The following is a 24,426-nucleotide window of genomic DNA, read 5'->3' as shown; positions in this document are numbered from 1 at the left end:
TCACTCCGGCGGCTGACGGCCCCAGCGCACAATCCATCGCTACCGTGCCGGCGCCTATAGTTGGTTCATCCCCCTCTCAATCTTCGCTTTTCCATCCCATGTTGTTGGAATCTAAATCAGCGTTGATTTTTCTAACCACAGCGTCAATTTCGTTGGCCTGCGCTATCATTTTCTCCACAAGTTGATCAGGCTGCATGTCGGAACCCAGCTTATAAACGGCAGCAAGGCCCAGCAGCCTTGCCACCGGCCCTCTCAAATGATGGGCATTGATGTGGCCATATCTGATAAGCATTTCGTTTTGAGACTTAATTCTTGCGGTACGCTCACTTACAATTTTCTCCAGGTTTTGATTCAATAAGCTAAGTTCTGCTTGTGTTGCATGAAGCTCTTTGTTTTGCGCAGCTATTTCGTTCGCCCTTCGTTGGAGTTCCAAATTGGTGTTTCGTAAGTGATAATGAATCCCATCGTAGCTACCTTTTAACACAGCAGTGGCAAAAGTGATGATAAAGTACAAAATAGAAAATGTGATGCAAGCAGTAACCTTTTCCGACACGTGAAACACAAAAACTGTATTGAGGAGAATAAACGTGATTCCGTGCATGACCCACATGGTTCTTCCTTTCAGCATCACCGAGATAATAAACCCAACAATCATAACCACTGCCAGTGTGATAGTGGCATGAGGGGCAGTAATCCGTTGGTAAGCCACCACCAGCAGCGTTGTACTGGTTAAAAGAAGCACAGCCTGCGTAGGGTATTTATCCCTCAACTTATAAGCAGCAATGCAAGCCAAAAGGATGATTAGCGAAACTATGGTGGATAGTATGTTCTCAGGACGAAAAACTATACTGGATAAGAGAATAAATGAAACCCCAAGAATACTTATCCTCAATAGGGTGTTGAGAAAAAATTTCTCAATGTTCCTTACTATCATGTAGCTGGTTACTCAAAAAAATCGGTTCGCTTTCAATTTAATAAAAGTTTACTGCGGTAAAGTGGCCATTCAAACTAATTGACCAGCAACTAATGAATTCCTTAGCGAAATGCCTTTTTATCTATTCTCAATCCAAATCATGCTGTCGTTCCGCAGGTGTCAAGACAATGATTTTTTGCTATTCACTCACTTTCCTTTATACATCCAAAAAACCTTGTTTGCGGACACACATACGTCTCTACATAAAACATCGATAGACTTAGCTGGCAAACACCCGCCCATAAATGAATTACAAAGTCAAAAAAAAGTACAAACGGTCTTACTTTTCCCCGTCGGCAGACGGTAACCTTGACGGTGGTTCGGGAGCCATTGAAACGAATAATTTCTTCGCTAACTAATTGCCCCACAAGGGCAGCAAAGCAAGGGCACAACGGAACGATAAAAAGCAATAGTTCCCTGCAAGTAACAGGCAGACTCCTGACACAGCTCAGCCTGGTCTTGCAGCTCTGGTTTTAACACTGGCCGACTAACTACCGCTTTACATTTCCAGTTCTCTTGACTCCAGATCGGCATTTATCTTTTTAACGACGGTGTCAATTTCGTTGGCCTGCTCTATCATTTTCTGCACAAGCGCATCAACCTTACCGCCTGACTCAAGCTCGTAAATGGTGGCGAGACCAAGTAGTCGTGCCACCGGTCCCCGTAAATGATGTGCATTGGTATGGCTATAGGAAATCAGCATGTCATTCTGTGCCTTAATCTTCGCTGTACGCTCCCCCACCATCTGCTCCAGGTTCTTGTTCAATGCATTAAGATCTTGCTGAGTCTTCTGAAGCGCTTCATTTTGCGTTGCTATCTCCTCTGCCTTTTTCCTCATCTCCTTATTTGCGTGTCGCAAGTGTTGATGTATTTTGTCGTAGTTGACTTTCAGCACGGCACTGGCATAGGCGATGATAAGGTATAAAATCGAGTAGGTAATGGCAGCCGTTACTAAGTCCGACACGTGATAAAGAAATACAGTATTTAGCATAATAAAAGCAATACCATGCATGACCCACATGGTTCGCCCCTTTAGCATCACTGAAAAAATAAAACCAATAATAATCACAGTAGCCAGGGTAATGGAAGGGCTGATTTGCATGAGGCGTTGGTAGCAAACCACTGCCAAGGTAATGGACGTTAGAATTATTACCGCCGGCGTTGGGTGCTTCTCCCTGATCTGATGTGCCACCAGGCAGGCCACCAAAATAACCAGCGCATTAATGACACCTATGGCGTCTTCCGGGAAAAAGAAAAAATTAGAAGCTAGGATCAAAGCGACCCCAGCAACGCATGCTTTCAGGAGCGTGCCGAGAAAAAAAAAATCAATATTCCGGTCTTCCATTCTTGTGTACAAGCTGCACTTGGTTCCCTGCCAATTTAACAAAACTTTATTGGGCAATAACTACCTTTTATGCATTTACCAAAGCCTCACCGAACGGGGTTTATGACCTCAGACACACTCAAAGGCACATTTAAAACCAGCTCACGTATCCTGCTCCACAAAAATGGCATTTTTGTTCAAATCATAGAATCCAAACTCTTGGGTACCCCAGGGCGTGTTCATTCGCAATTTCTCTTTCGTGATGGTTCCCCGCTTCACAAACTCCTCGATATAGGGCCTGATATCGGCAACAAAAATCTTCATAACAGAGCCGCCGGTAATAGGATCTTCCTCATTGCCATGATGGAACTGCAAATGGAACTCCAGGTTTTCTCTTCTTAACCCGGCGTATCCGTTATCACCAAAATAGTAACTAAACCCGGCGTACTTGTCATACCACTCTATGTCACGTTGTATGTCGAGCGAGGGAAGAACCGGGATGATACCTAAAGGTGAGGGGGTGGCAGCCATGGCTTTGTTTAGGATGTTCTACGATTTAATATACGCATTGCAACTGGTCATTTCCAGTGTTTGTGTCAACGGATCACGGTGCACCAGCCTGCTCGAAGCCAGGGAGTCAAGTCCATGCACTGTTGAGATTACGAGGTAACCATAAAAGTCCTATCTTCCCGTATGAAACACGGTCAATCACTATCGCTACTTTTACTATGCCTTTTATTTGTTGCTACCATGTGCAACCCGCCTGTAGCAGACGAGACAGCCAAAGAAAGCATACCCAATTCAGAAACCATAGCTCCGGAAGGGTTTAAGGCGCTGTTCAATGGTGTTGATTTAGAAGGCTGGTATACAGTGAGTGACGGAAATGGCCCCGACAGTCTGGAGAAATTCCGTGCTGAAAATGGAACCATCCACGCCTACCCCAGCCAAAAGGCTGGTTCACGTCAGTCATTTGCCGGGTTAGTAACCAAAGAAGAATACAGCAGCTATATTCTAACGTTTGACTTCAAATGGGGCGAGAAAAAGTTTGAGCCCAGGACTGGTAATGTAAAAGACGCTGGTGTCCTGTTTCATATTTTTGACGAAACTGACTTTTGGCCTTATGGCGTAGAATGTCAGATTCAAGAAGGAGACCTTGGGGATTTATGGATCATTGGGGCAAGAGCCTCAGCCAGGGTGGATGCCTCTGAGCACTATGCCACCAACGGCGAACTCAAGACAAAGGGCGAAATTGAAAACAAATACCATCGCTTCTCCAGGTCCTTTTCATGGGAAGTGTCGGGCTGGAACAAGGTAGAAGTTGAGGTAAATGGCGACCATGCCACTTTCACCATTAATGGGAAAGTGGTCAATGAGGCCATTGATATGAAATATTGGGATGCTGAAAAAAATAGCTGGGAGCCGCTCACCAAAGGAAAAATCCTATTGCAGGCAGAAGGTGCCGAGATTTTTTACAGAAATGTGTTTATCAAGCAGCTTTAACTTGCGAGGGGGATCACCTAATCCCTACATACCCCTCCGCCGCCTTGAACAGCTTTTTGGAGTCATAGCCAATGCCATTTTTGAACACAATATTCAAAGACCTTATAGCAGAAATATCCTTGCTGATGTCGTTGTCCATAATCAACAGGTCGGCAATCTTTCCTGCTTCTAATGTACCAATAGACGACGCCTGCTCCAGGTAAGTGGCGCCGTGAAGCGTACATATTTTAATGGCTTCGGGAATAGAAAATCCCATTTCAACAAATAGCTCCAGCAACCTCCTGTTGGCGTAACCTGCCACAATTCTCCCGTCGTAAGTAGGGTCGGTGCCTGCTACCAGTAAGCCACCTGCATCGTAAAACGCTTTCTCCCAAACCTTGGCTTTGTTGAAGGCCAGGTAATCGAGTGAATCCTTCCCCTGCTTGCTGGCCCACCTTTTGTAAACCTTCTCTTTTGCGTTGGGAAACAAAGCGTCGATGCCTCCTCCCGGCACCACCTCCCTGCCGGTGTAGGGTTCAAATACATTGATGGTTGAGGTAAGTGCTACTTTCTTACTCACCAGATGCGTTATCAGATCGGTCACTTCCTTTGAATCAACCGGAATAGTCAACAGGGCCTTGCGCATTTCAAAAGGATCGCAAATATCAACTTGCTTGCCTTTCACAAAGTCACTGCATGAAAAAAAGCCGTGCTCAAGATTATCAATTCCAATATCAGCGGCTTCCCTGTAAGTAATAGAACAGATATGGCCCGTGACTTTCATGTTTCTGGCATGAGCCGCTGCCACAATCGCTTTCAGGTCTTCTCTTGTAATGAAGTTGTACACTTTAATGGATGTAATACCCATATCGGCATAGTGGTTAACCGCCCTGGCTGCACCTTCAGGAGAGTCGATGGCGCCGAGCTCAAATATACCCACCCCCTCTCTGTCAATGTGCGGACTGGTCACATCCATTTTCGGACCTGGCACTTCTCCCCGGCCAATGGCTTTCTTGATATTCAGGTCGGCCTGGGGCATGATGCTTCCGGCCGTTCTTATGCTGGTAACACCACCGGCAAGATAAAGTCTTGGGAAAGAGTAACTCATTTGGTCCACGCCATAATTGGCATCTGGTGTCGTTTTTGGATAAAACAGGTGCTCATGCAGCATGACCATACCAGGCATGGCACTTTTGCCCTCCATATTGATGGCCGTCGCCCCCTTCGGCACAGGTAGGTCAGGTCCCACTTTTTCAATTTTATCACCCACGATAAGGATATCCTGATTGGCCTTTGCCGCACCACCGGTACCATCTACCAGAGTGAGGTTTTGAAGGAGGTAGTTGCCTCTTTCGTGGGTTACAAAGGCTTTTGTTTGGTCAGTTAACTGTTCCTGCGCCAATGCGCTGAAAAAGGCACAAATAGCAAGAACTGTGGAAAATAGTCTTCTCATGGTCGGAAATTAGGTTGATCCGCTTACCATACTCACCTGGGGAAAGTACGGCAAGTCCGAAACTACAAAAAAAGCGAGTAAATCGTATTTCGATATTCCCTATCTTCGTCATTATGACCCGAATGATCACCTGTCTTCTCTTTGCTTTCTCTCTTCATTTGAGTGCCCAAAGCCAGGGCAGTTACATCATTCCTGATTCAGTGCAACGCATTGTTTTTCTGGGCAACAGCATTACTTATGCAGGGCAGTATGTATCCTACATCGAAGCATGCCTCAGGCTGGCTTACCCACACAGGAAATTTGAAGTGATCAATGTGGGCCTGCCAAGCGAAACAGTATCAGGGCTATCTGAGACCAACCATGCAGACGGCAAATTTCCCCGACCAGACCTCCGGGAGAGGCTGGATCGTGTTCTTGCGCAAACCCAGCCCGATCTGGTATTTGCCTCCTATGGCATGAACGATGGTATCTATCTACCCTTTGATGACACTCGCTTCCAGGCCTATAAAGAAGGGATCAACTGGCTGCATAGAGAAGTATCGAAGTCGGGCGCTGCCATCGTCCACCTCACCCCTCCGGTGTTTGACGAACGAAAGGGCGTAGCCTACGCCAATGTGCTCGATATTTACTCCGACTGGCTGATTAGTAATAGATATACAAAAGACTGGAATGTGGCTGACGTACATGGACCGATGAAAAAGCATCTGGAGGACAGGCGCCTGATCGATCCTGATTTCAAATACGCCTCGGACGGAGTGCACCCGGACAAAACTGGCCACTGGATCATGGCAAAAGCGATCCTTGCTTACCTGGGACTGAATGAGCTGGCCAGGGCTGACAGCGCCGGGGAAGCCGTTTCCACTGCCAGCAATGGTGAAAAAATTCTGCAACTGATCGAAGAGCGGCAGGCAATAATGAAAGATGCCTGGCTAACGGCCACAGGGCACACCCGGCCTGGAATGAAAGAAGGGCTACCACTTAAGGAGGCTCTGGCTCAATCAGCGGAGTTTGAGAAGGCGCTGGGTAAGCTCATGGAGGGGCTCAGGTTCTAGCAGAATGCAATAAAGCCACTTCTTCGTCCAAAAACGGCCCTACCACCTCCACTTTTCGACCACCTTTGTCAAATAGTTCTCTACAGGGCATTTCAAACACATAGTTTGGATTGCTTCTACCCATCAAGTCGTAGAAGGAAGCTTTGCTCATTCCAAATACCAACTTCTTTATGCCACTCCAAAAAATAGCTGACGTGCACATAGGGCAGGGCTCATCGGTAGTGTAAATAGTGCACGTGTTGAGAAACTCATAACTGAATTTTTTGGATGCCTTCCTGATCAGGTTCACCTCGGCGTGCCCCAGGGCGTCTCCGCTTGTCATAATCGTGTTTTCACCCTTCATCAGCACCTTTCCTTCGCCGTCCACCAGCACGCAACCAAACGGGAGATTGCCTTTGCTTTCCGACCGTCGTGCCACCGCAATAGCCAGCCGCATATGTTTCTCGTTGCTCATAGTTCAAAAGAGTCTTGACCTCCCAAAATACGTGCAGCACGCCAATTTGTTGCTCTTGTCAACACTGCCGGAACAATACTCCAGCGGAGGTTCGCAAAGTGTCGAATATCAAAGTGCCAGTGTGACTTAAATCACTGTGCCTGACTTGATGAATGGCTAGTTTCAACTATCAATAAAACAACATTAGATATGGAAAATATATTGAATGAAGAAGTGATACCAATGCCACGCATTGGGGATAAAGCACCAGAGTTCAAAGCAAAAACTACCCAGGGCGACATCAACTTCCCCGCCGACTATCAAGGCAAGTGGGTGATTCTTTTTAGCCACCCTGCCGACTTTACTCCGGTTTGCACATCAGAGTTTATGACCTTTGCCACGCTGGAAGAAAAGTTTGCCAAAGCAAACACACAATTGATTGGCTTATCGATTGATGGGTTGTACAGCCATATTGCCTGGTTGCGCACTATCAAAGACAAAATAGAATTCAAGGGGATGAAAAATGTGGATGTCAAATTCCCACTCATTGAAGACATCACCATGAATGTGGCCAAAAAATACGGAATGATTATGCCTGGCGAAAGCAGTACACAAGCCGTTCGTGCAGTGTTCTTTATTGACCCCAAGGGCACCATAAGGGCTATCATCTACTATCCACTCAGCCTTGGTCGCAACTTCGACGAGCTTTACCGTGTGATCGTTGCACTGCAAACAGCCGATGAGTTTGCTGTGGCCACACCAGCCGACTGGAAGCCAGGCGACGACGTGATCATTTCGCCGGCAGGCTCTTGCGGAGTTGCTAAAGAGAGAATGGATGGCAACGTAGAAGGGCTTGATTGCAAAGACTGGTTTTTCTGTACCAAAAAGCTCGACAAAGACATGGTACTCGACAAGGTGCTGAAAAAAGAAAAAGAGCCTGTATTAGCGTAAGTAGGGACAACAAGTTAGTACGGTGGCTGCATTTCCCGGACAAAGTACCGGGCGGTGCAGCCTTTCTTTTTCGGCCAGATCAACAAGGCCACAGCCATACTCAAAATAGAGACGGTAAGTGAGGCATGGAAGAGCCCCAAATTCACTACCGATCACCAGCGCTTTCTAAAGTACTCCCTTCGTGCTAGGCAACTGATTCAGCGCATTGGCGTCTCTGCCTATAGCAATCTTGATGGCTCTCGCTAACGCCTTAAAGGTTGCCTCTATCTTGTGGTGCTCATTAGCGCCTTCCGCCTTGATGTTGATATTGCTCAGCGAGGTATCAGAAAACGACTTAAAGAAGTGATAAAACATTTCCGTTGGCATATCGCCTACCATTTCACGCTTGTATTCTGCCTCCCACACCAGCCAGGGCCTTCCACCAAAGTCGATAGCCGCCTGCGCCAGGCAGTCGTCCATAGGCAGCATAAAGCCGTAGCGGCTAATGCCTTTTTTGTCGCCAATAGCCTTGCGGAAAGCTTCCCCTAAAGCCAGCGCTGTGTCTTCGATGGTGTGGTGCTCATCAATATGTAAGTCGCCTTTCACAGTTACTTCTAAATCACAACCAGAGTGACGGCCCAGCTGATCGAGCATGTGATCATAGAACCCCAGGCCTGTGTTCATCTTCGTTTGGCCCGTACCGTCAAGATTAAGCTTAATAAAGATGTCCGTTTCCTTAGTGGTTCGCTTCACTTCAACCATCCTGGGAGGAAGTTTGAGGAAACGATAAATCTCATCCCAATTCGTAGTACTTAAAGCCGCCTCCGGGCTTGACTCTCCTATAAAAATAGCTTTTGAACCGAGGTTCTTTGCTAGTTCCACATCCGTTTTACGGTCTCCTATCACGTAGGAGTTGGGCAGGTCGTAATCTTCGGTCAGGTATTGTGTAAGAAGTCCTGTGCGGGGCTTTCGGGTTGGGGCATTGTCCTTTTCGAAGGTTTTATCGATGTGGATGGCAGCGAAGTTGACCCCTTCTCCTTCCAGCGTTTCCAACATCTTGTTCTGCGCTGGCCAAAAGGTATCTTCGGGAAAGCTGGCCGTGCCTAATCCGTCTTGATTGGTCACCATCACAAGCTCGTAGTCGAGTTCCTCCGCTATTTTCCTCAGGTTCGAAATAGCCCCGGGAATAAACTTCAGTTTCTCCAGCGAGTCTACCTGAAAGTCTTCAGGTGGCTCCACGATGATCGTGCCGTCTCTGTCTATGAACAATACCTTTTTCATTTTTTTATTAATTAGCAAATGAGTCCTCTTTCACCAAAGCCATGGCTTTTAGTAAAGCTTCGTTTTCTGCTCTCGTTCCCACGGTTATGCGAAGACAGCCATGGCAGTGCATCACATTGCTTCGGTCTCTCACAATTACTTTCTGATCGATCAGAAACTGGTAGATTTCCTTTGGCTTCGGCACCCTGACGAGCATAAAATTAGCATCGCTGGGATAGATATGCTGCACAATAGGTAAGGCTTCGAGCTGATCTTCCAGCCAATTCTTTTGTTCCAGAATATCGGCTACCATTTTTTCCTTGGCCAGCACATTGCCCAAAGCCTCTCTTACTATGCCTTGTGTTGGTGCAGCTATATTATAAGGTGGCTTGATCCTGTTCAGGATAGTGACTATTTCAGGGCTGGCAAAAGCCATTCCCAGTCGAACACCAGCGAGCCCCCAGGCCTTGCTCAGTGTTTGCAGCACTATCAGATTAGGAAACCGGTGCAGATGCGGCAAAAAGCCAGCGTCAGGAGCGAAATCAATATATGCCTCATCAATCACAACAAGGTTAGGAAACTGATGGAGCAGTGTGAAAAGATCTTCCTTTCGGATCAGATTGCCTGTGGGGTTGTTAGGGCTACAGAGAAACAGGATTTTTGTGTCCGAACCAGCAGCGCTTATAACTCCCTTTACATCGAGCTGGAAATTCTCATTCAAAGGTACTTTCACAACGCCCACATCATTAACTCCGGCACTCACTTCATACATGCCGTAAGTGGGGGGAACTGTGATCACTTTGTCTTTGCCTGGCTCACAAAAAGCTCTGATAAGCAAATCAATAGGCTCATCGCTGCCATTTCCCAGAAAAATAGACTCAGTGTCAATGTTCTTGATTTTGGCAATCGCCTGCTTCACCTCCTGCTGGTAGGGGTCGGGATAGCGGTTGTAAGCTTCTTTTACCCCCGCAGAACCATAAGGATTTTCATTGGCATCCAAAAAAACACCCTCCTTACCTGTGTATTCGTCTCTGGCGGAAGAATATGACTTCAGGTTAACCAGGTGCTTACGAAGTAGCGAGTTCGGATCAAAGCTCATTGGTACCTTCTTTAATTTTCTGTAATCGAAGTGTCACAGCCATTTTGTGCGCATCGAGCTTTTCTGCAGCAGCCATCGCTTCAATGCTGGGCCCAAGCAGCTGCAGTCCCGCCGGCGTAATTTTCTGAAAGGTGACCTTTTTTACAAAGCTGTCGACGGACACACCCGCCATGGCCCTGGCCCAGCCATTGGTAGGCAATGTGTGATTCGTGCCCGACGCATAGTCTCCTGCCGACTCAGGCGTATAGTTGCCTATGAATACCGACCCTGCATTCTCCACCATTTCGGCATATTTGTCCGCATCTTTCAACGCAAGAATAAGGTGCTCAGGGCCATACATATTAATATAGTCCATGGCTGTTATCTTGTCTTCAAAGTAGATGGTTCTGCTATTCTCCAATGCTTTCGCAGCCATAGCTTTCCTGGGCAGAGTAGCGAGTTGTCGCTCTACTTCCTGTGCCACGCTATCCACCATGCGCTTGCTGGATGTTACCAGTATCACCTGGCTGTCGGCACCATGCTCAGCCTGCGACAGCAAATCGGCCGCCACAAATGACGGCTCAGCATGTTTGTCGGCGAACACCAACACCTCCGAGGGGCCAGCTGGCATGTCGATAGCCACCGTGTCACGGCTTACCATTTGCTTGGCCGCTGTCACATACTGATTGCCCGGACCAAATATCTTGTCAACCTTCGGCACCGACTCAGTGCCGTAGGCCATAGCGGCAATGGCCTGGGCTCCGCCAATTTTCAATATCTTCTTTATGCCTAGTAAGTGAGCCACATATAATACTGTGGCATTCACCTGGCCCATGCTGTCGGTGGGGGAAGCAATAATGACTTCCTTGCAGCCAGCAATTTTCGCCGGAATACCAAGCATCAGGGCTGTAGAAAAGAGTGGCGCCGTGCCTCCTGGCACATAAAGACCAACCCTGTTTACGGGTATACTTTTGCGTTGACAGACCACACCCGACATGGTCTCCACCGTTATCGGAGATTCCTTTTGCGCCAGATGGAATTTCTCAATATTTTCTTTTGCAACATGAATAGCAGCCTTCAGCTCCTCCCCTACCTGATCGGCCGAGGCCAATAACTCTTCCTCTGTCACAAAGAGGTCGTCCAATTCAACATGATCATACTCAAGCGCAAACTTTCGCAAGGCCATGTCGCCGTTGCGCTTCACCTTTTCCAGTATGGGCTTCACCACCTTCTCCAGCCTGGCTGGATCTTGCGCAGGCCTGCTGGTTAGCTCAAGCCATTGCTTCCGGGGTGGTTCGTATATAAGTTGCATGATCCTCGATTTGTCTACAATATCATTTTTTCTATAGGCACCACAAGGATGCCTTCAGCACCTGCCTCTTTCAGTTTCTCTATTATCTCCCAAAACCTGTCTTCGTTGATCACAGAATGAATGGAACTCCAACCCTCGGTAGCCAGAGGCAGCACCGTCGGGCTTCTCATACCAGGCAGAAGGCTGGCGATTTCCTCAATTTTGTGATTGGGAGCGTTGAGCAGAATGTACTTATTATTAGATCCATTCTGCACTGACCGAATCCTGAAAAGGAGTTGCTCAAGGAGCTTTTTCTTTTCGGCACCGAGCCCTTTATGGGCAACAAGTACTGCCTCGGATGTAAAGATGGTCTCCACTTCTTTCAATCCGTTACTTAAAAGCGTGCTACCCGAACTAACAATGTCGCACACAGCATCGGCCAGCCCAATGCTCGGAGCAATCTCCACCGAGCCGCTAATTTCGTGAATGTCTGAACTGATACCGTTCTTCTTCAAATAGCTCCCCAAAATCTTTGGGTAGGAGGTGGCAATGCTTTTGCCTTCCAGCATTTTTAGGCCTTCATACTCCTCATTTCTGGGAATGGCCAAAGAAAGCCTGCACTTGGAAAAACCCAGCTTCACTACTATATCCAGGTCTTTTTCCTTTTCTTCTACCACATTCAGTCCCACGATGCCAACATCGGCTACGCCGTCGGCTACGTAGCCAGGAATATCATCGTCTCTGAGCAGCAGAAATTCCATCGGGAAATTATGGGAAGAGGCCTTAAGCTTACCGACACCATTATTAAAATGTATACCACACTCCTTGATCAAACGGAATGAATCTTCGCTTAAGCGACCTGATTTTTGAACTGCAATACGTAGCATGAAAAGCTTAATTAGAGAAATGAGTAAGTAAAATGAATACGGGCCAATGTTGAAGTAAAATGCTCTTCCTTAATGGGAATGATGAGACACATGATCGTGGTTCACGTGCAGATGTTCGAATATATGGGAGTGTCTCAGGTACTTCATTTTACAACGCCAAATTTAGGTGCCACTAACATCAATTAAAACCCAAAAAGACAAAATTGTTCAAGTTTTTTTCGACCCTTCCTTTTACATCAAAGAATGGCTAAATATTGATACTATATAATTAAGGTGTAGGCAGCACTTCAAGGAGGCTTCATCCGGGCATTTCAGAAAAGGATTCGTCGCAAAACGAGGAAAAAATAATCTCAACCTTCTATCTTTAGTCCCTCACTTTACTCACAACCAAAATGGATTCGCAACGTCGCTCATTTTTAAAAAAGGGAACAGGTCTGCTTGGCCTGCTCGGCTTAGGTACATATTCATTTGCAAAAACAAAAACTATGAAAGATTCATCTGTTAACTTCTATCACGTTGTCTATTTCTGGCTCAAAGATCCCAGCGAAGCCAATAAGAAAACTTTTCTTTCCCACGTGAAGGAATACACCGGCAGCATTGATGTGATCAAGGAAAGGTTTATCGGAACGCCTGCCGACACCAACAGACCGGTCATCGACAATACCTATACCTTCTCCATCGTTTTAGCTTTCGATAGCAAGAAAGATCAGGATGCCTACCAGGAGCACCCCGTCCATCTGGCATTCGTTGAAAAAGCCCAACATATGTGGAGCAAGGTGCAGGTCTATGATTCGGTAAAAGTATAATCGTTCAAAAAAAACGACAATCAGTCAGTTTTTCGAGAGTTAACCCGGCTGATTGTCTTTATAATTCCCTCCTCCGTTTTGTACTATAATGAGCGTCGCACCTCCCCTTTTATTGAAAAATGTGCAAGAAGGGCTCTCACCATTTCAAATTCCTACATCACAGGTCAACTTTTTTTGCACCCTTCAACACCTGCCTCGACAATAGGTATTCCACTTGTTTTCAGCTACTTAAGAGTTAAATCTCTTCGCAATCGGCTTTAAATTTTAGCTCTAAAGGCTTAAGACTTCTCATAATCTTACATCAGATAGTATTCGTCCGCACTTGCCACTTTTGCTCCCGGCATATGCATTTACTTTGTAATGTAGTTAAAGATAAGCAACTGACAAGGCAACAATTTATACCTCTTAATATCACGAGTATGGAAAAAATTTACATTCAGGCAACAGAATTCACCCCACAAGTCTACTTCGACCCTTCCAACGGAATAATAGAACTAAAGGGCAATTCCAACCCTCACAATTCGCTTACCTTCTACACAAAAGTGATTCATACGCTCGAAGACTACGCTGTGAACGACACAAGAGGGTTGGTAGCGAACATGGCGTTCAGATATTTCAACACAAGTTCCTCAAAATGCCTCTATGATATGTTCAAACAGCTCAACGCCATGAGGAAAAAAGGTCGTCAGGTAACCATTAATTGGTATTACAGCCAAAGTGACGAAGACATGTATGAGGTGGGCAAAGACTTTTCGGAATTAATGAACCTAAACTTTAACTTTATTGAACTTGCAGCATAGTAAACGCCTAATGCTGCGCTGACCAAGCCAACTCTACACCTCATGTCCGAAGCAAAAAACCTGTTTCATGCCGAAGAAAATTCCTTAAAAGAATTTAAAGGGAAGGTGAAAGGCAATGCTGTGTCGAAGCGGACTCTTGCCAGGTTTATTGATAATTACGAAGATCTTATTACCCAAAGTAAAGTAATCACCCGTGTAAGTGACAGGCTTCAGTCCAAACTGAATAAAGCAAATGCACAAATCGCTGAGCAGAACGAAACCATCAGTGACAATAACAAACTACTCCATAATACCATCGAGCAGTTGGTGAAAGCCAAAGTCAGTAAAAAAGCCTCCACCATTATACTAACAGCCGCTGTTGTGCTTTTTGTAGCGGAAGAGGTACTTCTTGAGGAAGCAATCAATAACTATGTTAACATCCCCTACATCGGATTGATCGTGAAACTTTGCATTGCCCTTTCTCTAAAAGCCTTCGAATCAACTATCGAGAAATTCTTTTTAAGAAAAGAGCATTCAAAAATTGTAGAGCAAGGTTCGTGGGACGTAGCGGAGGTAGACAACACGTCGCCTTCAAGTCCAATCACAGCAGAGCTTGGTGGTCGCTAGCCTCCCAAAAAGGTGTCCCGACCGATCAACAACCCCAAACAAAGCTTCGCTGAATAACACAACAAAAAAATTACATCAAAGCAACAGCGACTCAAACATAAGGTGCTAATAATCAACAAATTAAAAGAAAATTTGCAGATTGAGTTGCTCCACACACCCGGCTTTCCCTTCTATTTTGATTCTATTTGATAATATTTTATCAAAAAAATAACATTAACTCTCTTTACCCCTATAACCGTCCGTTTTTTCAACTATCTGATGCGTATTTCAACTTTCACCCCACAAATATTACATCAGTCTCTGGTGCTTTCAAAAAAATAAACTTCCGACATAAAAACATATCTATTTGATTTACAATTATTTAAATAACTTTATTTAATTGAACACTTCCATTTAAACATGATTTTATTCCTGATATAATGGATATCTTACATGAGAAAGTATTGGCCTGAAATCGAAAGCAATCGAGCTTTTAAAAAGAATAACTTAAGTAAAGATTTAGTGACAGTGAGGGATTGACTGTAGAACCTCCCGCATTATCACTTACTTTACTTGAAATTATAACAGTTGAAAAACCTGAGAGATTATGGAAAAAATTTACATTCAAGCTACGGACTATACGCCGTTCGTCTATTTCGACCCTTCAACGGGGCTGATAGAATTAAAAGGGAATTCAAATCCCGCCAACTCAAATAGCTTCTATCAAAAATTTATTGTGGAACTGGACGAGTACGTTACCCACGAAAGCGGGGGACTCACCGCTAATCTGTCATTTCATTACTTTAACACTAGTTCTTCCAAGTGCATTTTTAACATGCTAAAAAAGCTCCACAAAATGCAGGAAGCAGGCCGGTGTGTAACCATCAATTGGTATTATCTGGAAGAGGATGAGGAAATGAGAGAAGTAGGTGAGGATTTTTCTGACATACTTCGCATGAATTTCAACTTTATTACTATCGCTGCTTAACGGTTCAGTTGCTGTGGTGTGTTTGACCACGGGAAGCACTAACCGTTATAGCTAACTAAGGCAGGTAGTTGTTGTTCAAAACTTCCAAACACAGGTACACCATTTGTTGGCGACACCGTATACCTAATACCTAACTCCTAACTAATTTTAAAAGGTATGAATGACTTGTGGGGACTATATGACGAAGAGGACAAAGCACTTCATGCGTTTAAAACCAAAGCGCAACAGGACAATATTTCAAGAAAGGATCTTGCCCAATTTATTGATAGCTATCAGGATCTGCTTATTCAGAGCAAGGTTATTACAAAAGTTAGCGACAAGCTTCAGTCGAAGCTGAACAAGGCTAACGAACGTATAATTGAACAGAATGAGGAAATAGTTGAGAAAAACATGCTTCTTGAAAGCACTATTGGTCAGCTAGTGAAGGCCCAGGTTGGGAAAAAAGCTTCTACCATCATATTTACGGTGGCCGTAGTCATGTTCCTTTCTGAAGAAGTATTCCTGGGTGAAGCGATCGCTGTGATCGTGCATATCCAGTACTTAGATCTTGTAATTAAGGGCTGTATAGCATTTGGGCTTAAGTTTTTAGAGGGGGGACTGGAGACGTTTTTTATGAAGAAAGAGCAAATAAAGATTGTGAAAGGAAACAACGGAGATGTTCCGGAACTTGAAAACAAATTCAAGCTACCCAACATTAAGATATCACCATCTATTGGAAAGCTATTGTTTACAAAATAGCGGGAGACTTTATATTGCAGACGAATGCTTAATAGATGATGTTTTCGTAAACTCCTCCCACGCAGGTTTTGCAGGCCATTGATTCCAGCAAAACCGTTGGTTTGAGCATCGATTTGCCCAGTAGCATTCTGGCACATTCCTGTATGCCTTCAATAATGGAAGGGTGAGGGTGGATGAGCTCAGCCAACTCTTCTACGCCTTTGTCCATGGAGATGAGCAGCGCCACCGCCTGGATAGCACTTGAGGCATGCTCTCCTACAACACGCATGCCCAGAATTTTCATTTTGTCGTCATTTGTCACCAGCAGTTTGATGAAGCCCTGGGTGTTTCGCATGGCAGTAGCTCTCGAAATGTTGCTATAACGTAAGCTGGTGACTTTGTAGTTGATCCCTTTTTGCTTGGCCTGAATCTCATTGAACCCAACCCCTGCAACTTCGGGTGCCAAAAACATGATCGTTGAAATATTTTCGTAAATAAGCTTATGCAAGGGCTTGCCATATATCCGCTCTATCGCATACCTGCCTTCCAGCTCGCCTACATTCACAAGCGCAATATCAGCAGTGATATCGCCCACGGCGTAAATATTAGATACTGACGTTTGCGTGAGGTCGTCAATGATTCCCCGGGCATCAATTTCAACACCAATCTCCTGCAAACCAAGATTTTCATAGTTAGGTATCCTTCCCACTGAAACCAGGGCTTTCTCCACCTGAAACTTCTTCTTTTCACCGTTATCATATTCCAGCTCATACTCCACCTCGCCGTTGACGATCTTCATGTCAATGAGTTTGGAATTGCGATGCACCAACACGTGCTTTTCTTCAAGGTTATTTTCAATCACATCGACCACGTCGCCGTCCTCAAACGGCAATATTCTTTCTCCCTTGTCAATTAAGTTAACCTGCGTTTTTCCAAAATTGGAAAAGATGGTTGCAAACTCGCAACCAATAACACCCGCACCCACTATCACCATACTCTTGGGCCACTCTGTCCAGTTATGGATGCCGTCGCTGGTGACAACAATTTTTTCATCAATGGGTAAATTGGGGAGCTTCCTTGGTCGGCTTCCGGTAGCTAGAATAATATTATCAGCCTCAATGACTTCTGCCCCATTGTCTCCTAAAATCTCGACATTGTTCTTGCTCAAAAGTTTTGCCTCTCCTCTTTTGAATGTCAGCAGGTCCTGGCCATTGTTGTTCATGGAAGTCATATGAAACTCCAGCAGATCTTTCCTTTCACTGGTGGCTTTCAACACTTCCGCTTTTACCTTCTGGAAAGGTATTTCGGGTACCTTGAAATTAAATGCTTTCCCATGCTTTCGAAGGGTGAAATAGTCTCTGGAAAGTTCCCACCATGTTTTGCTTGAAAGGGCGCCATCGTGCACTCCTGCACCACCTACCTGATTTCTTTCAATGAGAATTACCTTCTTTTTAAAATCCAGGGCACGCATGGCTGCGGCATAGCCGGAAGGCCCCGCACCAATAACGCAAACATCAAACTTGTTCATTACCAGGTCATTAAGGTTTAAAAAATGTTGTTTACACAGCTGGCAAATGTATTCCCGCCATCATACATCGGGCACTTCCCCCTCCGTATTTTTCAATGGTCGGTATGTCTATGGCAATTAAGTTAGCATATTTTTCCAGAATAATCTTTTGCGATTGTGTGAGAGCGGCAAATGCGGTGATGGACATAACAAGTGCAGGCTTACTTGTCCCGGTAGCTACCTCCAACATATTGCCTGCAAAATGCTCCATTTGATCAAAAGAAATGTCGACGATTTCATGATTCGTGGCACCCAGACTTGCAAGAAATGCTTTCTTTACCTCACCCTCAGGAATGCTCTCAAGACAAACCACGCAATAGGATGTGCCGAGACACATCATCACATTGGTGTGATAGATAGGCATGCCGCTTCTGTCGACGGCGTCAAAAACCACAGCGCTGAAACCAAGTCTGGCGGCATGCGCTCTCACCAGGCCTTCGTTTGTCCGAATAGACCTGGAGGCGTACATAATCTGGTTGGGGTAGTCGACGATCAAGCTCCCGGTACCCTCCAGATATAGCTCTTTTTCTTCGGTTCCTGAGAGGTCAGTGATTTTATGTACTGTAAACCGAGGTTTCACAGTGTCAATCACTTCTTGTCTTCTCTCGGTTCTCCTGGCTTTGGATTGCATGGGATAAAGAAACACATCGCCTGACTCATGAAAGGACACCCAGTTGTTGGGGAAAACCGCATCACGTCGCTCCTCCAAAAATTCATCGTGAGCCACAATTACCTCGACGCCGGCGTTTCTGAGTGTATCTACGGCAACGTCAAACTCTGCAATTGCCTGCGAGCGAATCTTATCCAATTCTCCGGTTTGGGCTGCGCTTTGGAAGGAATTGCTTCCGGCTGTTTCGGGATTGGGGCCGAAGTTGGCCGGCCTCACCATGAGGACTGCTGGTGCAGCGTTGCTTTGCAATTTCATTTCTTTGGGCATTTGCCCAATTTCGCACTTACAAAGCTAATTTTCCAGCGGGCAGACCTATTTGTTATGCCTTTGTTTCAGAATGTCAACCACGTCATCCAGCTTGTTTCCCTTCGCTTCGAGCAGGATCATCAGGTGAAAAAGTAAATCTGCCGATTCATTGAGAAAAAGCTCCTGGTTGTCATCCTTGGCCTCAATCACTACTTCAACAGCTTCCTCACCTACTTTTTGAGCCACTTTGTTAATTCCTTTCTCAAAAAGAGATGACGTGTACGACTTATCTGAAGGGTTATTGTGCCTGTCTTGAATGATGGATGTGAGGTTATTAAGAAAGGATATCCCGTCCGCATTCACCTCATTAAAACAGGTATCGGCACCAGTATGGCAAGCGGGGCCAAGGGGGTTCACCTTGACGAGTAAGGTATCTTTGTCGCAATCTGCAATAATGTCTTTTACAAAAAAGAAGTTACCCGAAGTTTCTCCCTTGGTCCACAGCCTGTTCTTTGTCCTGCTAAAAAATGTGACCTTCCCTTCTGCCCTGGTTCTGGAGAGCGCCTCCTCATTCATGAAGCCGAGCATCAGCACCTTGCTTGTCGCTTCATCTTGTATAATCGCAGGAATCAGCCCGTCTCCTTTACTAAAATCCAATCCTTCCATTATCCTCTCTCTTTATAATCGCATGGGTATATTCTGGTCACGAAGGTACTCCTTTAATTCCTTAATAGGTACCTCCTGAAAATGGAAAATGCTGGCCGCCAATGCAGCATCGGCTTTTCCTTTGGTAAATACGTCCAGGAAATGCTCCTGGGTTCCACCCCCACCAGATGCTATTACAGGCACACCCACTGTTTCCGAAACCTTTGCTGTAAGCTCATCGGCAAAGCCAGCTTTGGTGCCATCATGATCCATAGAAGTAAGCAAAATTTCGCCTGCGCCCCTATTCTCGGCTTCCCTGGCCCATTTGATAGTTTCCAGCGCCGTAGGAGTGCGACCGCCATGTGTATTTACCACATGCACACCGTCGGCAAACCGGGAGTCGATGGCCACCACAATGCACTGGTTACCAAACTCACGGCTCAGCTCGTCAATCAGCTCTGGCCGCTTCACTGCCGATGAATTGATCGACACCTTATCAGCTCCGGCATTGAGCAGGGCTGATACATCAGCAATAGAGCTGATGCCACCACCTACGGTAAAAGGGATATTGATCTCCCTGGCCACATGCCGAACCAGTTCCACCAGAGTTTTACGCTTTTCTACTGTGGCCGTAATATCCAGGAATACCAGTTCATCGGCCATTTCTGCCGCATAGCGGGCACCAAGCTCTACCGGGTCACCGGCATCTCGCAGGTCTACAAAGTTGACGCCTTTAACGGTGCGACCGTCTTTGATGTCGAGGCAGGGGATGATACGTTTTGTTAACACAGGAAACTCGTTAAAATTTAAACTCAAGTCATTTTGCAACGTCTGAGAAAACTCAAACCGCAAGCAACAAAAAACAAATAATTACCGATAGGAAAATTCCAAACGTTGTCCACAGGCCTTCTGCGCCCAAACAGTTTATATCTGTAATTCAACCACAATTAGGATTCATCATAAGAAAATGCTCGCCATGGTTTGGTTATTGCAGCTTTCCAGATCAAATCAAAAATCTTAAATCAGCAATATTGACCCTTCCTTCATAAATAGCCTTCCCTACAATTGCTCCCCTGCAGCCAATTTCTTTGAGCTTTTCGAGATCCTCCATAGAGCTTACGCCTCCGCTTGCCACAAAATAGATGTCTGGAAACTGCTCCACCACGGTCTTATACAAATCAACTGACGGCCCTTCCAGCAAACCATCCTTGCTCACATCGGTACAGAATATATTGGTAACTCCTTTTTGAACATACTTCTCCATGAAATCATACACCCAGATGTCTGTCGTTTCTAACCAGCCCCCTATGGCAATCTTTTCGTCTTTCACATCGGCCCCAAGAAAGAATCGGTCAGCTCCGTACTGCTCCAGCCAGTCGGAGAATATCTCCTCATTCTTCACCGCCATACTGCCAACGGTAGCCAGCTTTGCGCCGCATTCAAAAACAATGTCAACATCCTCCGCACTTTTAATTCCACCGCCAAAGTCAATGACCATGGATGTCTTGCTGGCCAGAGCCTCCAGCACCTTCCAGTTTTTCACTGACCCTGCTTTGGCTCCGTCGAGGTCCACCAAGTGAAGCCTGGTCAGGCCCGCATCTTCAAACTGCATAGCCACTTCCAGCGGGCGTTCATTGTATATTTTCTTCTGATCATAGTCGCCCTGTGTAAGGCGCACACACTTTCCATCAATGATGTCGATTGCTGGTATAATATCCATTCCTACAGTTCAATAAAGTTCTTTAGTATTCTTGCTCCATCCACACCACTCTTTTCGGGGTGAGCCTGCACGGCGTAAAAATTCCCCTTTTGCAGCGCTGCACTAAAAGGCACCATATAGTCCGACTGGGCAATGGTGCTGCCTCCCATTTCAGCATAGTAGCTATGCACAAAGTACAGATACGCATCATTGGTGAGCCCGTTCATTAGCGGGCCTTTGAGCGAGTGAATCTTATTCCATCCCATATGAGGCACCTTTTCATTGGGCGGAAACTTCTTTACCTCCAGGTCAAACACACCCAGGCAAGGTGTATCATTCTCTTCGGAGTGCCTGCACATCAGCTGAAGTCCCAGGCAGATACCCAAAAAAGGCTGCTTGAGGCCGGGGATGATCTTATCCAACCCGTTTTCTTTCACAGAAGCCATGGCCGTGCTGGCCTCCCCCACACCGGGAAAGATGACCTTGTCAGCACTTTTGAGCACTTCAGGGTCATTGCTCAGCACTGGTTCAATGCCCAACCTATTGAGCGCAAAAGTCACCGACTGTACGTTACCCGCATTGTATTTTATGATCGCTACTTTCATTCTCTTCCATCAATAGTGCTAATTGTTTTCTGCCTGCTTTTCTGAAAAGGCAATAGAAAACCCCGGCAAATTTATGTGAATTACCTAAAGTTCCGGGGTTAAAGTGAAATCAATGGACGTGCAGCGCCTTATCAACTTCCTCAGCAATCACCTGTTTGATCTCAGGAATCGCTTTGTAGAGCTGCTCATAGGAGTTGATAATGAAGTACTTGTCTTGAAATTTATCCTTCCAGTAAGGTGTTGCCATAATCTGCCTGACATTGAATTCGTAGTGAGCTGGTTTATCACTGAGCGAAAATTTAGTTTCCCCCGCCGAGCTTAAAATACCTGCACCATAAATCCTCAGTTCGCCATTCTCTCTGATCAGGCCAAATTCAACCGTAAACCAATAGATCCGGGAAAGCAATTCTATGGCGTAGTCGTTGCCGCAGTATTTCAGCCCAATTTTACTCAACTCTTGCAGAAAGTTGACAAAGTTTTGGTTAGTGAGCATGGGTACGTGGGCAAATACGTCGTGAAACATGTCGGGTTCCTCCAGATAGTCGAGTTCTTTCATTTTCCGCAGCCAGGTAGTTGCCGGAAAATACTTGTTCGACATCAGCTCAAAAAAGGTATAATCCGGCACAAGCCCCGGCACCACCGCCAGCTTCCAGCCCGTAATCCTGTGCAGGATCTCATTAGTGTCTTCGAAATGGGGAATGTTGCTGGCTACAAAATTTGTTTGCTCAAGTCCTTTCAGGTGTGCCTTCGACGCTGCATTGGGAAGATTAACGATCTGACGGTCGTACAACAGTTGCCAGACCTTGAAGTCCTCGTCGTCGTAATTCTCATAAATCTGTCTCATAAACGTATAATTTTCACTTGTTGGGTTAATGCAATTACTCTAATAACGAAAAAAGACCTGAATCATGCGATTGAGGCCTTTTTTCTAATAGCTATATAAATATCGTCTATTACTGCCTAAATCGCTCAGGAGCCACATGATAGTAATAGATATGATAAGTATTTCCGTTCATTATTTGGTATAAAGTTACAAAAAATCAATGTTAGTAGACAGCGCTACGTCTGAAATTTCACTGAATATTCAAATGCTTCTTAATGGCCTCAATGTCCAATGAATGTTTCTCGATCTCCTTCTTCAAACCTATCGCCTCAGTTACCTTACCATCGAGAGTATCAAGTTTATCAAGCACCTTTCCTGCGAAAACATTAAAACTCTTCTTCACATCAGAAACGTCATTTTTCATGTCAGAAAGGTCATTTTTCATGTAGTGTAAAGTAACATGAATATCTCCAAGCGCATTAACAATAGCGTTTTCAGTGTTCTTGTCCATTCGTTATTGGTTTCAATTCGTAACAGTATGACCAATATAATGATTCATAGCGAATACACCGTAGTTACTCTTATTAACATATAGCGCCAGCCCTTAGTCCAGCTTCACCCACTTAGCGCCAGCGTCGCCTGATTCAATCACGGCATCGATAAACTTCATGCCACGCACACCATCTTCAACGGTCGGGAAATCAAGATTTATCGGATCTGGCTTTTTGCCATCGATTCTTGCCTGCACAGTTTTGGCAAAGTTCTTATAGATATTGCCAAACGCTTCCAGGTACCCTTCGGGGTGGCCTGCCGGCGTACGTGTGTTCGCCTGGGCAACAGCGCCCATATATGCACGGTCACCACCTACCCGATACACTTGAGTGGGTTTGTCGAGCCATTTCACCAGCATGGTATTAGGCTCCATCTGGTGCCACTCCAAGCCTCCCTTTTCACCATACACACGAATATTGAGTGCATTTTCTTCTCCAGCAGCGATTTGGCTACAGTGAAGAACACCTTTGGCCCCATTGTCGAAACGCAGCAATATATTGGCGTCGTCGTCAAGCAAACGGCCCGACACCATACGGCTTACATCAGCACAAAGCTCCGTGATTTTAAGTCCGGTGATGGTTTCTGCGAGGTTCTCAGCATGGGTACCTATGTCGCCCACAGCTCCAGCCTTACCCGAGCGCTTAGGGTCTGTTCTCCAGCTGGCTTGCTGGTTACCTGACTGCTCCAGCGGAGTTGATAGCCAGCCCTGTGGGTATTCTACCACTACTTTTCGGATCTTTCCGAAGACCCCCTCCTTAATCATTTCACGGGCTTGCTTCACCATGGGATAACCGGTGTAGGTATGTGTAACGGCAAATGTGAGACCTGTCTTTTTCACCAAAGCCTCTAATTGCAGAGCTTCGTCCAGGCTGAATGACAGCGGCTTCTCACACACCACATGATACCCGTTTTCCAGGGCCAACTTGGCAGGCTCAAAGTGCACAAAGTTGGGCGTAACGATTGTAACAAAATCCATGCGCTTGTCAGCCGGAAGTTTAGCTTCCTTCTCAAACATCTCATGGTAAGTTCTGTAGCAACGGTCTTCAGGCAGGTAAAAGTCTTTACCTGAAGCGACAGATATTTCAGGATCAATATGGAAAGCTCCGCATACTAATTCAACCTGTCCATCGAGGCCAGCTGCGTGACGGTGAATAGCGCCAATAAACGCACCACGACCACCACCTACCATGCCCATTCTTATTTTTCTGCTCATTATCTATGATAGTTTTAGGGTGAAACAATCGAATGGCCGCCACCAGTGTCCGGCTTCTCCCGGTGGGTGGCCCGCCAATTTCCCCTCAATAAATTCATTTTTCGGCTAAAAATGAAGTTTTATTCAACTCCCTGAACGAATTTAATTTGAATGGCCCAGACAGCGAAAAGCGCCAACAGGTCTTTGAGCAGTCTTAAGCGCTATCTGTTTTGCAATTATTACCCTCATAAATTATCAACTTTCTAAAAATTAAGGAATACTTCATAAGAGGCGACAATATTTTTGACTATTACCTGCGCTTTTGTTTATCTTTCCTAAGCTTATCTGAGCATCTACATTATTCGACACCC

Annotated in this window: 26 protein-coding genes; 8 read left to right on the top strand and 18 right to left on the bottom strand. The window is 45.6% G+C overall.

The genetic code is table 11. The features are described from left to right. Positions 1 to 76 precede the first annotated feature (76 nt). The 3 genes from RT717_RS04665 to RT717_RS04655 all read right to left on the bottom strand — a co-directional run bounded on the left by RT717_RS04665 (position 77) and on the right by RT717_RS04655 (position 2,828). Positions 77 to 934: a hypothetical protein gene (locus RT717_RS04665; protein WP_317490568.1), complete on the bottom strand. Its 858-nt coding sequence runs from the start codon at positions 932 to 934 to the stop codon at positions 77 to 79. Positions 935 to 1,472: 538 nt separating this feature from the next. Then, the gene (locus tag RT717_RS04660) at positions 1,473 to 2,330 is read right to left on the bottom strand and encodes a hypothetical protein (protein WP_317490567.1); all 858 of its coding nucleotides are present in this window, start codon (positions 2,328 to 2,330) and stop codon (positions 1,473 to 1,475) included. Between the two features lie 129 nt (positions 2,331 to 2,459). After that, the gene (locus tag RT717_RS04655) at positions 2,460 to 2,828 is read right to left on the bottom strand and encodes a VOC family protein (protein WP_317490566.1); all 369 of its coding nucleotides are present in this window, start codon (positions 2,826 to 2,828) and stop codon (positions 2,460 to 2,462) included. A 162-nt stretch (positions 2,829 to 2,990) separates the two neighbouring features. Between RT717_RS04655 and RT717_RS04650 the strand changes: the two genes are divergently transcribed. Beyond that, the gene (locus RT717_RS04650; protein ID WP_317490565.1) at positions 2,991 to 3,797 is read left to right on the top strand and encodes a 3-keto-disaccharide hydrolase; all 807 of its coding nucleotides are present in this window, start codon (positions 2,991 to 2,993) and stop codon (positions 3,795 to 3,797) included. Positions 3,798 to 3,810: 13 nt separating this feature from the next. Here RT717_RS04650 and RT717_RS04645 read toward each other — a convergent pair whose 3' ends face one another. Further along, positions 3,811 to 5,229 carry an amidohydrolase family protein gene (locus RT717_RS04645; RefSeq protein ID WP_317490564.1) on the bottom strand — a complete coding sequence of 473 codons (1,419 nt, stop codon included), beginning with the start codon at positions 5,227 to 5,229 and terminating at the stop codon, positions 3,811 to 3,813. Positions 5,230 to 5,342: 113 nt separating this feature from the next. On the opposite strand from RT717_RS04645, the gene RT717_RS04640 reads away from it, so the two are divergent. Then, complete coding sequence (locus tag RT717_RS04640) at positions 5,343 to 6,281, top strand: SGNH/GDSL hydrolase family protein (RefSeq protein WP_317490563.1); 939 nt, start codon at positions 5,343 to 5,345, stop codon at positions 6,279 to 6,281. Here the strand turns inward: RT717_RS04640 and RT717_RS04635 are convergent. Beyond that, positions 6,271 to 6,735, bottom strand: coding sequence for a nucleoside deaminase (locus RT717_RS04635; protein WP_317490562.1), 465 nt, complete (start codon positions 6,733 to 6,735; stop codon positions 6,271 to 6,273). The genes RT717_RS04640 and RT717_RS04635 overlap by 11 nt on opposite strands. A 189-nt stretch (positions 6,736 to 6,924) precedes the next feature. Here RT717_RS04635 and RT717_RS04630 point away from each other — a divergent pair, with 189 nt between their 5' ends. Then, positions 6,925 to 7,665 (top strand): peroxiredoxin, encoded by a 741-nt coding sequence (locus RT717_RS04630; RefSeq protein WP_317490561.1) that lies wholly within the window; start codon positions 6,925 to 6,927, stop codon positions 7,663 to 7,665. Positions 7,666 to 7,830: 165 nt separating this feature from the next. Here the strand turns inward: RT717_RS04630 and hisB are convergent, their stop codons facing one another. The 4 genes from hisB to hisG are packed head-to-tail and all read right to left on the bottom strand — an operon-like array spanning position 7,831 to position 12,160. Further along, positions 7,831 to 8,925 (bottom strand): bifunctional histidinol-phosphatase/imidazoleglycerol-phosphate dehydratase HisB, encoded by a 1,095-nt coding sequence (hisB, locus tag RT717_RS04625; protein WP_317490560.1) that lies wholly within the window; start codon positions 8,923 to 8,925, stop codon positions 7,831 to 7,833. A gap of 7 nt (positions 8,926 to 8,932) precedes the next feature. Beyond that, positions 8,933 to 10,003, bottom strand: a complete 1,071-nt coding sequence (gene hisC / locus RT717_RS04620) for a histidinol-phosphate transaminase (RefSeq protein WP_317490559.1) — start codon at positions 10,001 to 10,003, stop codon at positions 8,933 to 8,935. Further along, entirely contained in the window at positions 9,993 to 11,294 is a 1,302-nt protein-coding gene (hisD, locus tag RT717_RS04615; RefSeq protein ID WP_317490558.1) for a histidinol dehydrogenase, read from the bottom strand. Before hisD ends, hisC begins: the two co-directional genes overlap by 11 nt. 14 nt (positions 11,295 to 11,308) lie before the next feature. Then, positions 11,309 to 12,160, bottom strand: coding sequence for an ATP phosphoribosyltransferase (gene hisG / locus RT717_RS04610; RefSeq protein ID WP_317490557.1), 852 nt, complete (start codon positions 12,158 to 12,160; stop codon positions 11,309 to 11,311). A 485-nt stretch (positions 12,161 to 12,645) separates the two neighbouring features. Between hisG and RT717_RS04605 the strand changes: the two genes are divergently transcribed. From RT717_RS04605 to RT717_RS04585, 5 genes are all read left to right on the top strand, one after another. Next, positions 12,646 to 12,966 (top strand): Dabb family protein, encoded by a 321-nt coding sequence (locus RT717_RS04605; protein ID WP_193217858.1) that lies wholly within the window; start codon positions 12,646 to 12,648, stop codon positions 12,964 to 12,966. 419 nt (positions 12,967 to 13,385) lie between these two features. Next, complete coding sequence (locus RT717_RS04600) at positions 13,386 to 13,766, top strand: DUF1987 domain-containing protein (protein ID WP_317490556.1); 381 nt, start codon at positions 13,386 to 13,388, stop codon at positions 13,764 to 13,766. 42 nt (positions 13,767 to 13,808) lie between these two features. Beyond that, positions 13,809 to 14,372 carry a hypothetical protein gene (locus RT717_RS04595; protein ID WP_317490555.1) on the top strand — a complete coding sequence of 188 codons (564 nt, stop codon included), beginning with the start codon at positions 13,809 to 13,811 and terminating at the stop codon, positions 14,370 to 14,372. A gap of 586 nt (positions 14,373 to 14,958) precedes the next feature. Then, entirely contained in the window at positions 14,959 to 15,339 is a 381-nt protein-coding gene (locus tag RT717_RS04590; protein WP_317490554.1) for a DUF1987 domain-containing protein, read from the top strand. A gap of 156 nt (positions 15,340 to 15,495) precedes the next feature. Beyond that, a complete protein-coding gene (locus RT717_RS04585) occupies positions 15,496 to 16,077 on the top strand; it encodes a hypothetical protein (RefSeq protein WP_317490553.1) in 582 nt (193 codons plus the stop codon). A 28-nt stretch (positions 16,078 to 16,105) separates the two neighbouring features. Here the strand turns inward: RT717_RS04585 and RT717_RS04580 are convergent, their stop codons facing one another. From RT717_RS04580 to RT717_RS04540, 9 genes are all read right to left on the bottom strand, one after another. After that, complete coding sequence (locus RT717_RS04580; protein WP_317490552.1) at positions 16,106 to 17,584, bottom strand: dihydrolipoyl dehydrogenase family protein; 1,479 nt, start codon at positions 17,582 to 17,584, stop codon at positions 16,106 to 16,108. A gap of 31 nt (positions 17,585 to 17,615) precedes the next feature. Beyond that, positions 17,616 to 18,548 carry a citrulline utilization hydrolase CtlX gene (gene ctlX, locus RT717_RS04575; protein ID WP_317490551.1) on the bottom strand — a complete coding sequence of 311 codons (933 nt, stop codon included), beginning with the start codon at positions 18,546 to 18,548 and terminating at the stop codon, positions 17,616 to 17,618. A gap of 57 nt (positions 18,549 to 18,605) precedes the next feature. Further along, positions 18,606 to 19,205, bottom strand: coding sequence for a bifunctional phosphoribosyl-AMP cyclohydrolase/phosphoribosyl-ATP diphosphatase HisIE (gene hisIE / locus RT717_RS04570; RefSeq protein WP_317490550.1), 600 nt, complete (start codon positions 19,203 to 19,205; stop codon positions 18,606 to 18,608). Positions 19,206 to 19,217: 12 nt separating this feature from the next. Continuing rightward, positions 19,218 to 19,973, bottom strand: a complete 756-nt coding sequence (gene hisF, locus RT717_RS04565) for an imidazole glycerol phosphate synthase subunit HisF (protein WP_317490549.1) — start codon at positions 19,971 to 19,973, stop codon at positions 19,218 to 19,220. A gap of 214 nt (positions 19,974 to 20,187) precedes the next feature. Continuing rightward, positions 20,188 to 20,904, bottom strand: a complete 717-nt coding sequence (gene hisA, locus RT717_RS04560) for a 1-(5-phosphoribosyl)-5-[(5-phosphoribosylamino)methylideneamino]imidazole-4-carboxamide isomerase (protein ID WP_317490548.1) — start codon at positions 20,902 to 20,904, stop codon at positions 20,188 to 20,190. A 2-nt stretch (positions 20,905 to 20,906) separates the two neighbouring features. Further along, the gene (gene hisH / locus RT717_RS04555) at positions 20,907 to 21,488 is read right to left on the bottom strand and encodes an imidazole glycerol phosphate synthase subunit HisH (protein WP_317490547.1); all 582 of its coding nucleotides are present in this window, start codon (positions 21,486 to 21,488) and stop codon (positions 20,907 to 20,909) included. Positions 21,489 to 21,597: 109 nt separating this feature from the next. Beyond that, positions 21,598 to 22,332 carry a phenylalanine 4-monooxygenase gene (locus RT717_RS04550; RefSeq protein WP_317490546.1) on the bottom strand — a complete coding sequence of 245 codons (735 nt, stop codon included), beginning with the start codon at positions 22,330 to 22,332 and terminating at the stop codon, positions 21,598 to 21,600. Between the two features lie 229 nt (positions 22,333 to 22,561). Further along, positions 22,562 to 22,822 (bottom strand): hypothetical protein, encoded by a 261-nt coding sequence (locus RT717_RS04545; protein ID WP_317490545.1) that lies wholly within the window; start codon positions 22,820 to 22,822, stop codon positions 22,562 to 22,564. A gap of 93 nt (positions 22,823 to 22,915) precedes the next feature. Next, positions 22,916 to 24,076, bottom strand: a complete 1,161-nt coding sequence (locus RT717_RS04540; protein WP_317490544.1) for a Gfo/Idh/MocA family protein — start codon at positions 24,074 to 24,076, stop codon at positions 22,916 to 22,918. Positions 24,077 to 24,426: the final 350 nt, after the last annotated feature.

This window comes from Imperialibacter roseus, from assembly GCF_032999765.1.
In the GTDB taxonomy this organism is placed as follows: domain Bacteria; phylum Bacteroidota; class Bacteroidia; order Cytophagales; family Cyclobacteriaceae; genus Imperialibacter; species Imperialibacter roseus.
The sequence above is the reverse complement of the archived record's forward strand: the minus strand, read 5'-3'. Positions and strand labels throughout refer to the sequence as shown.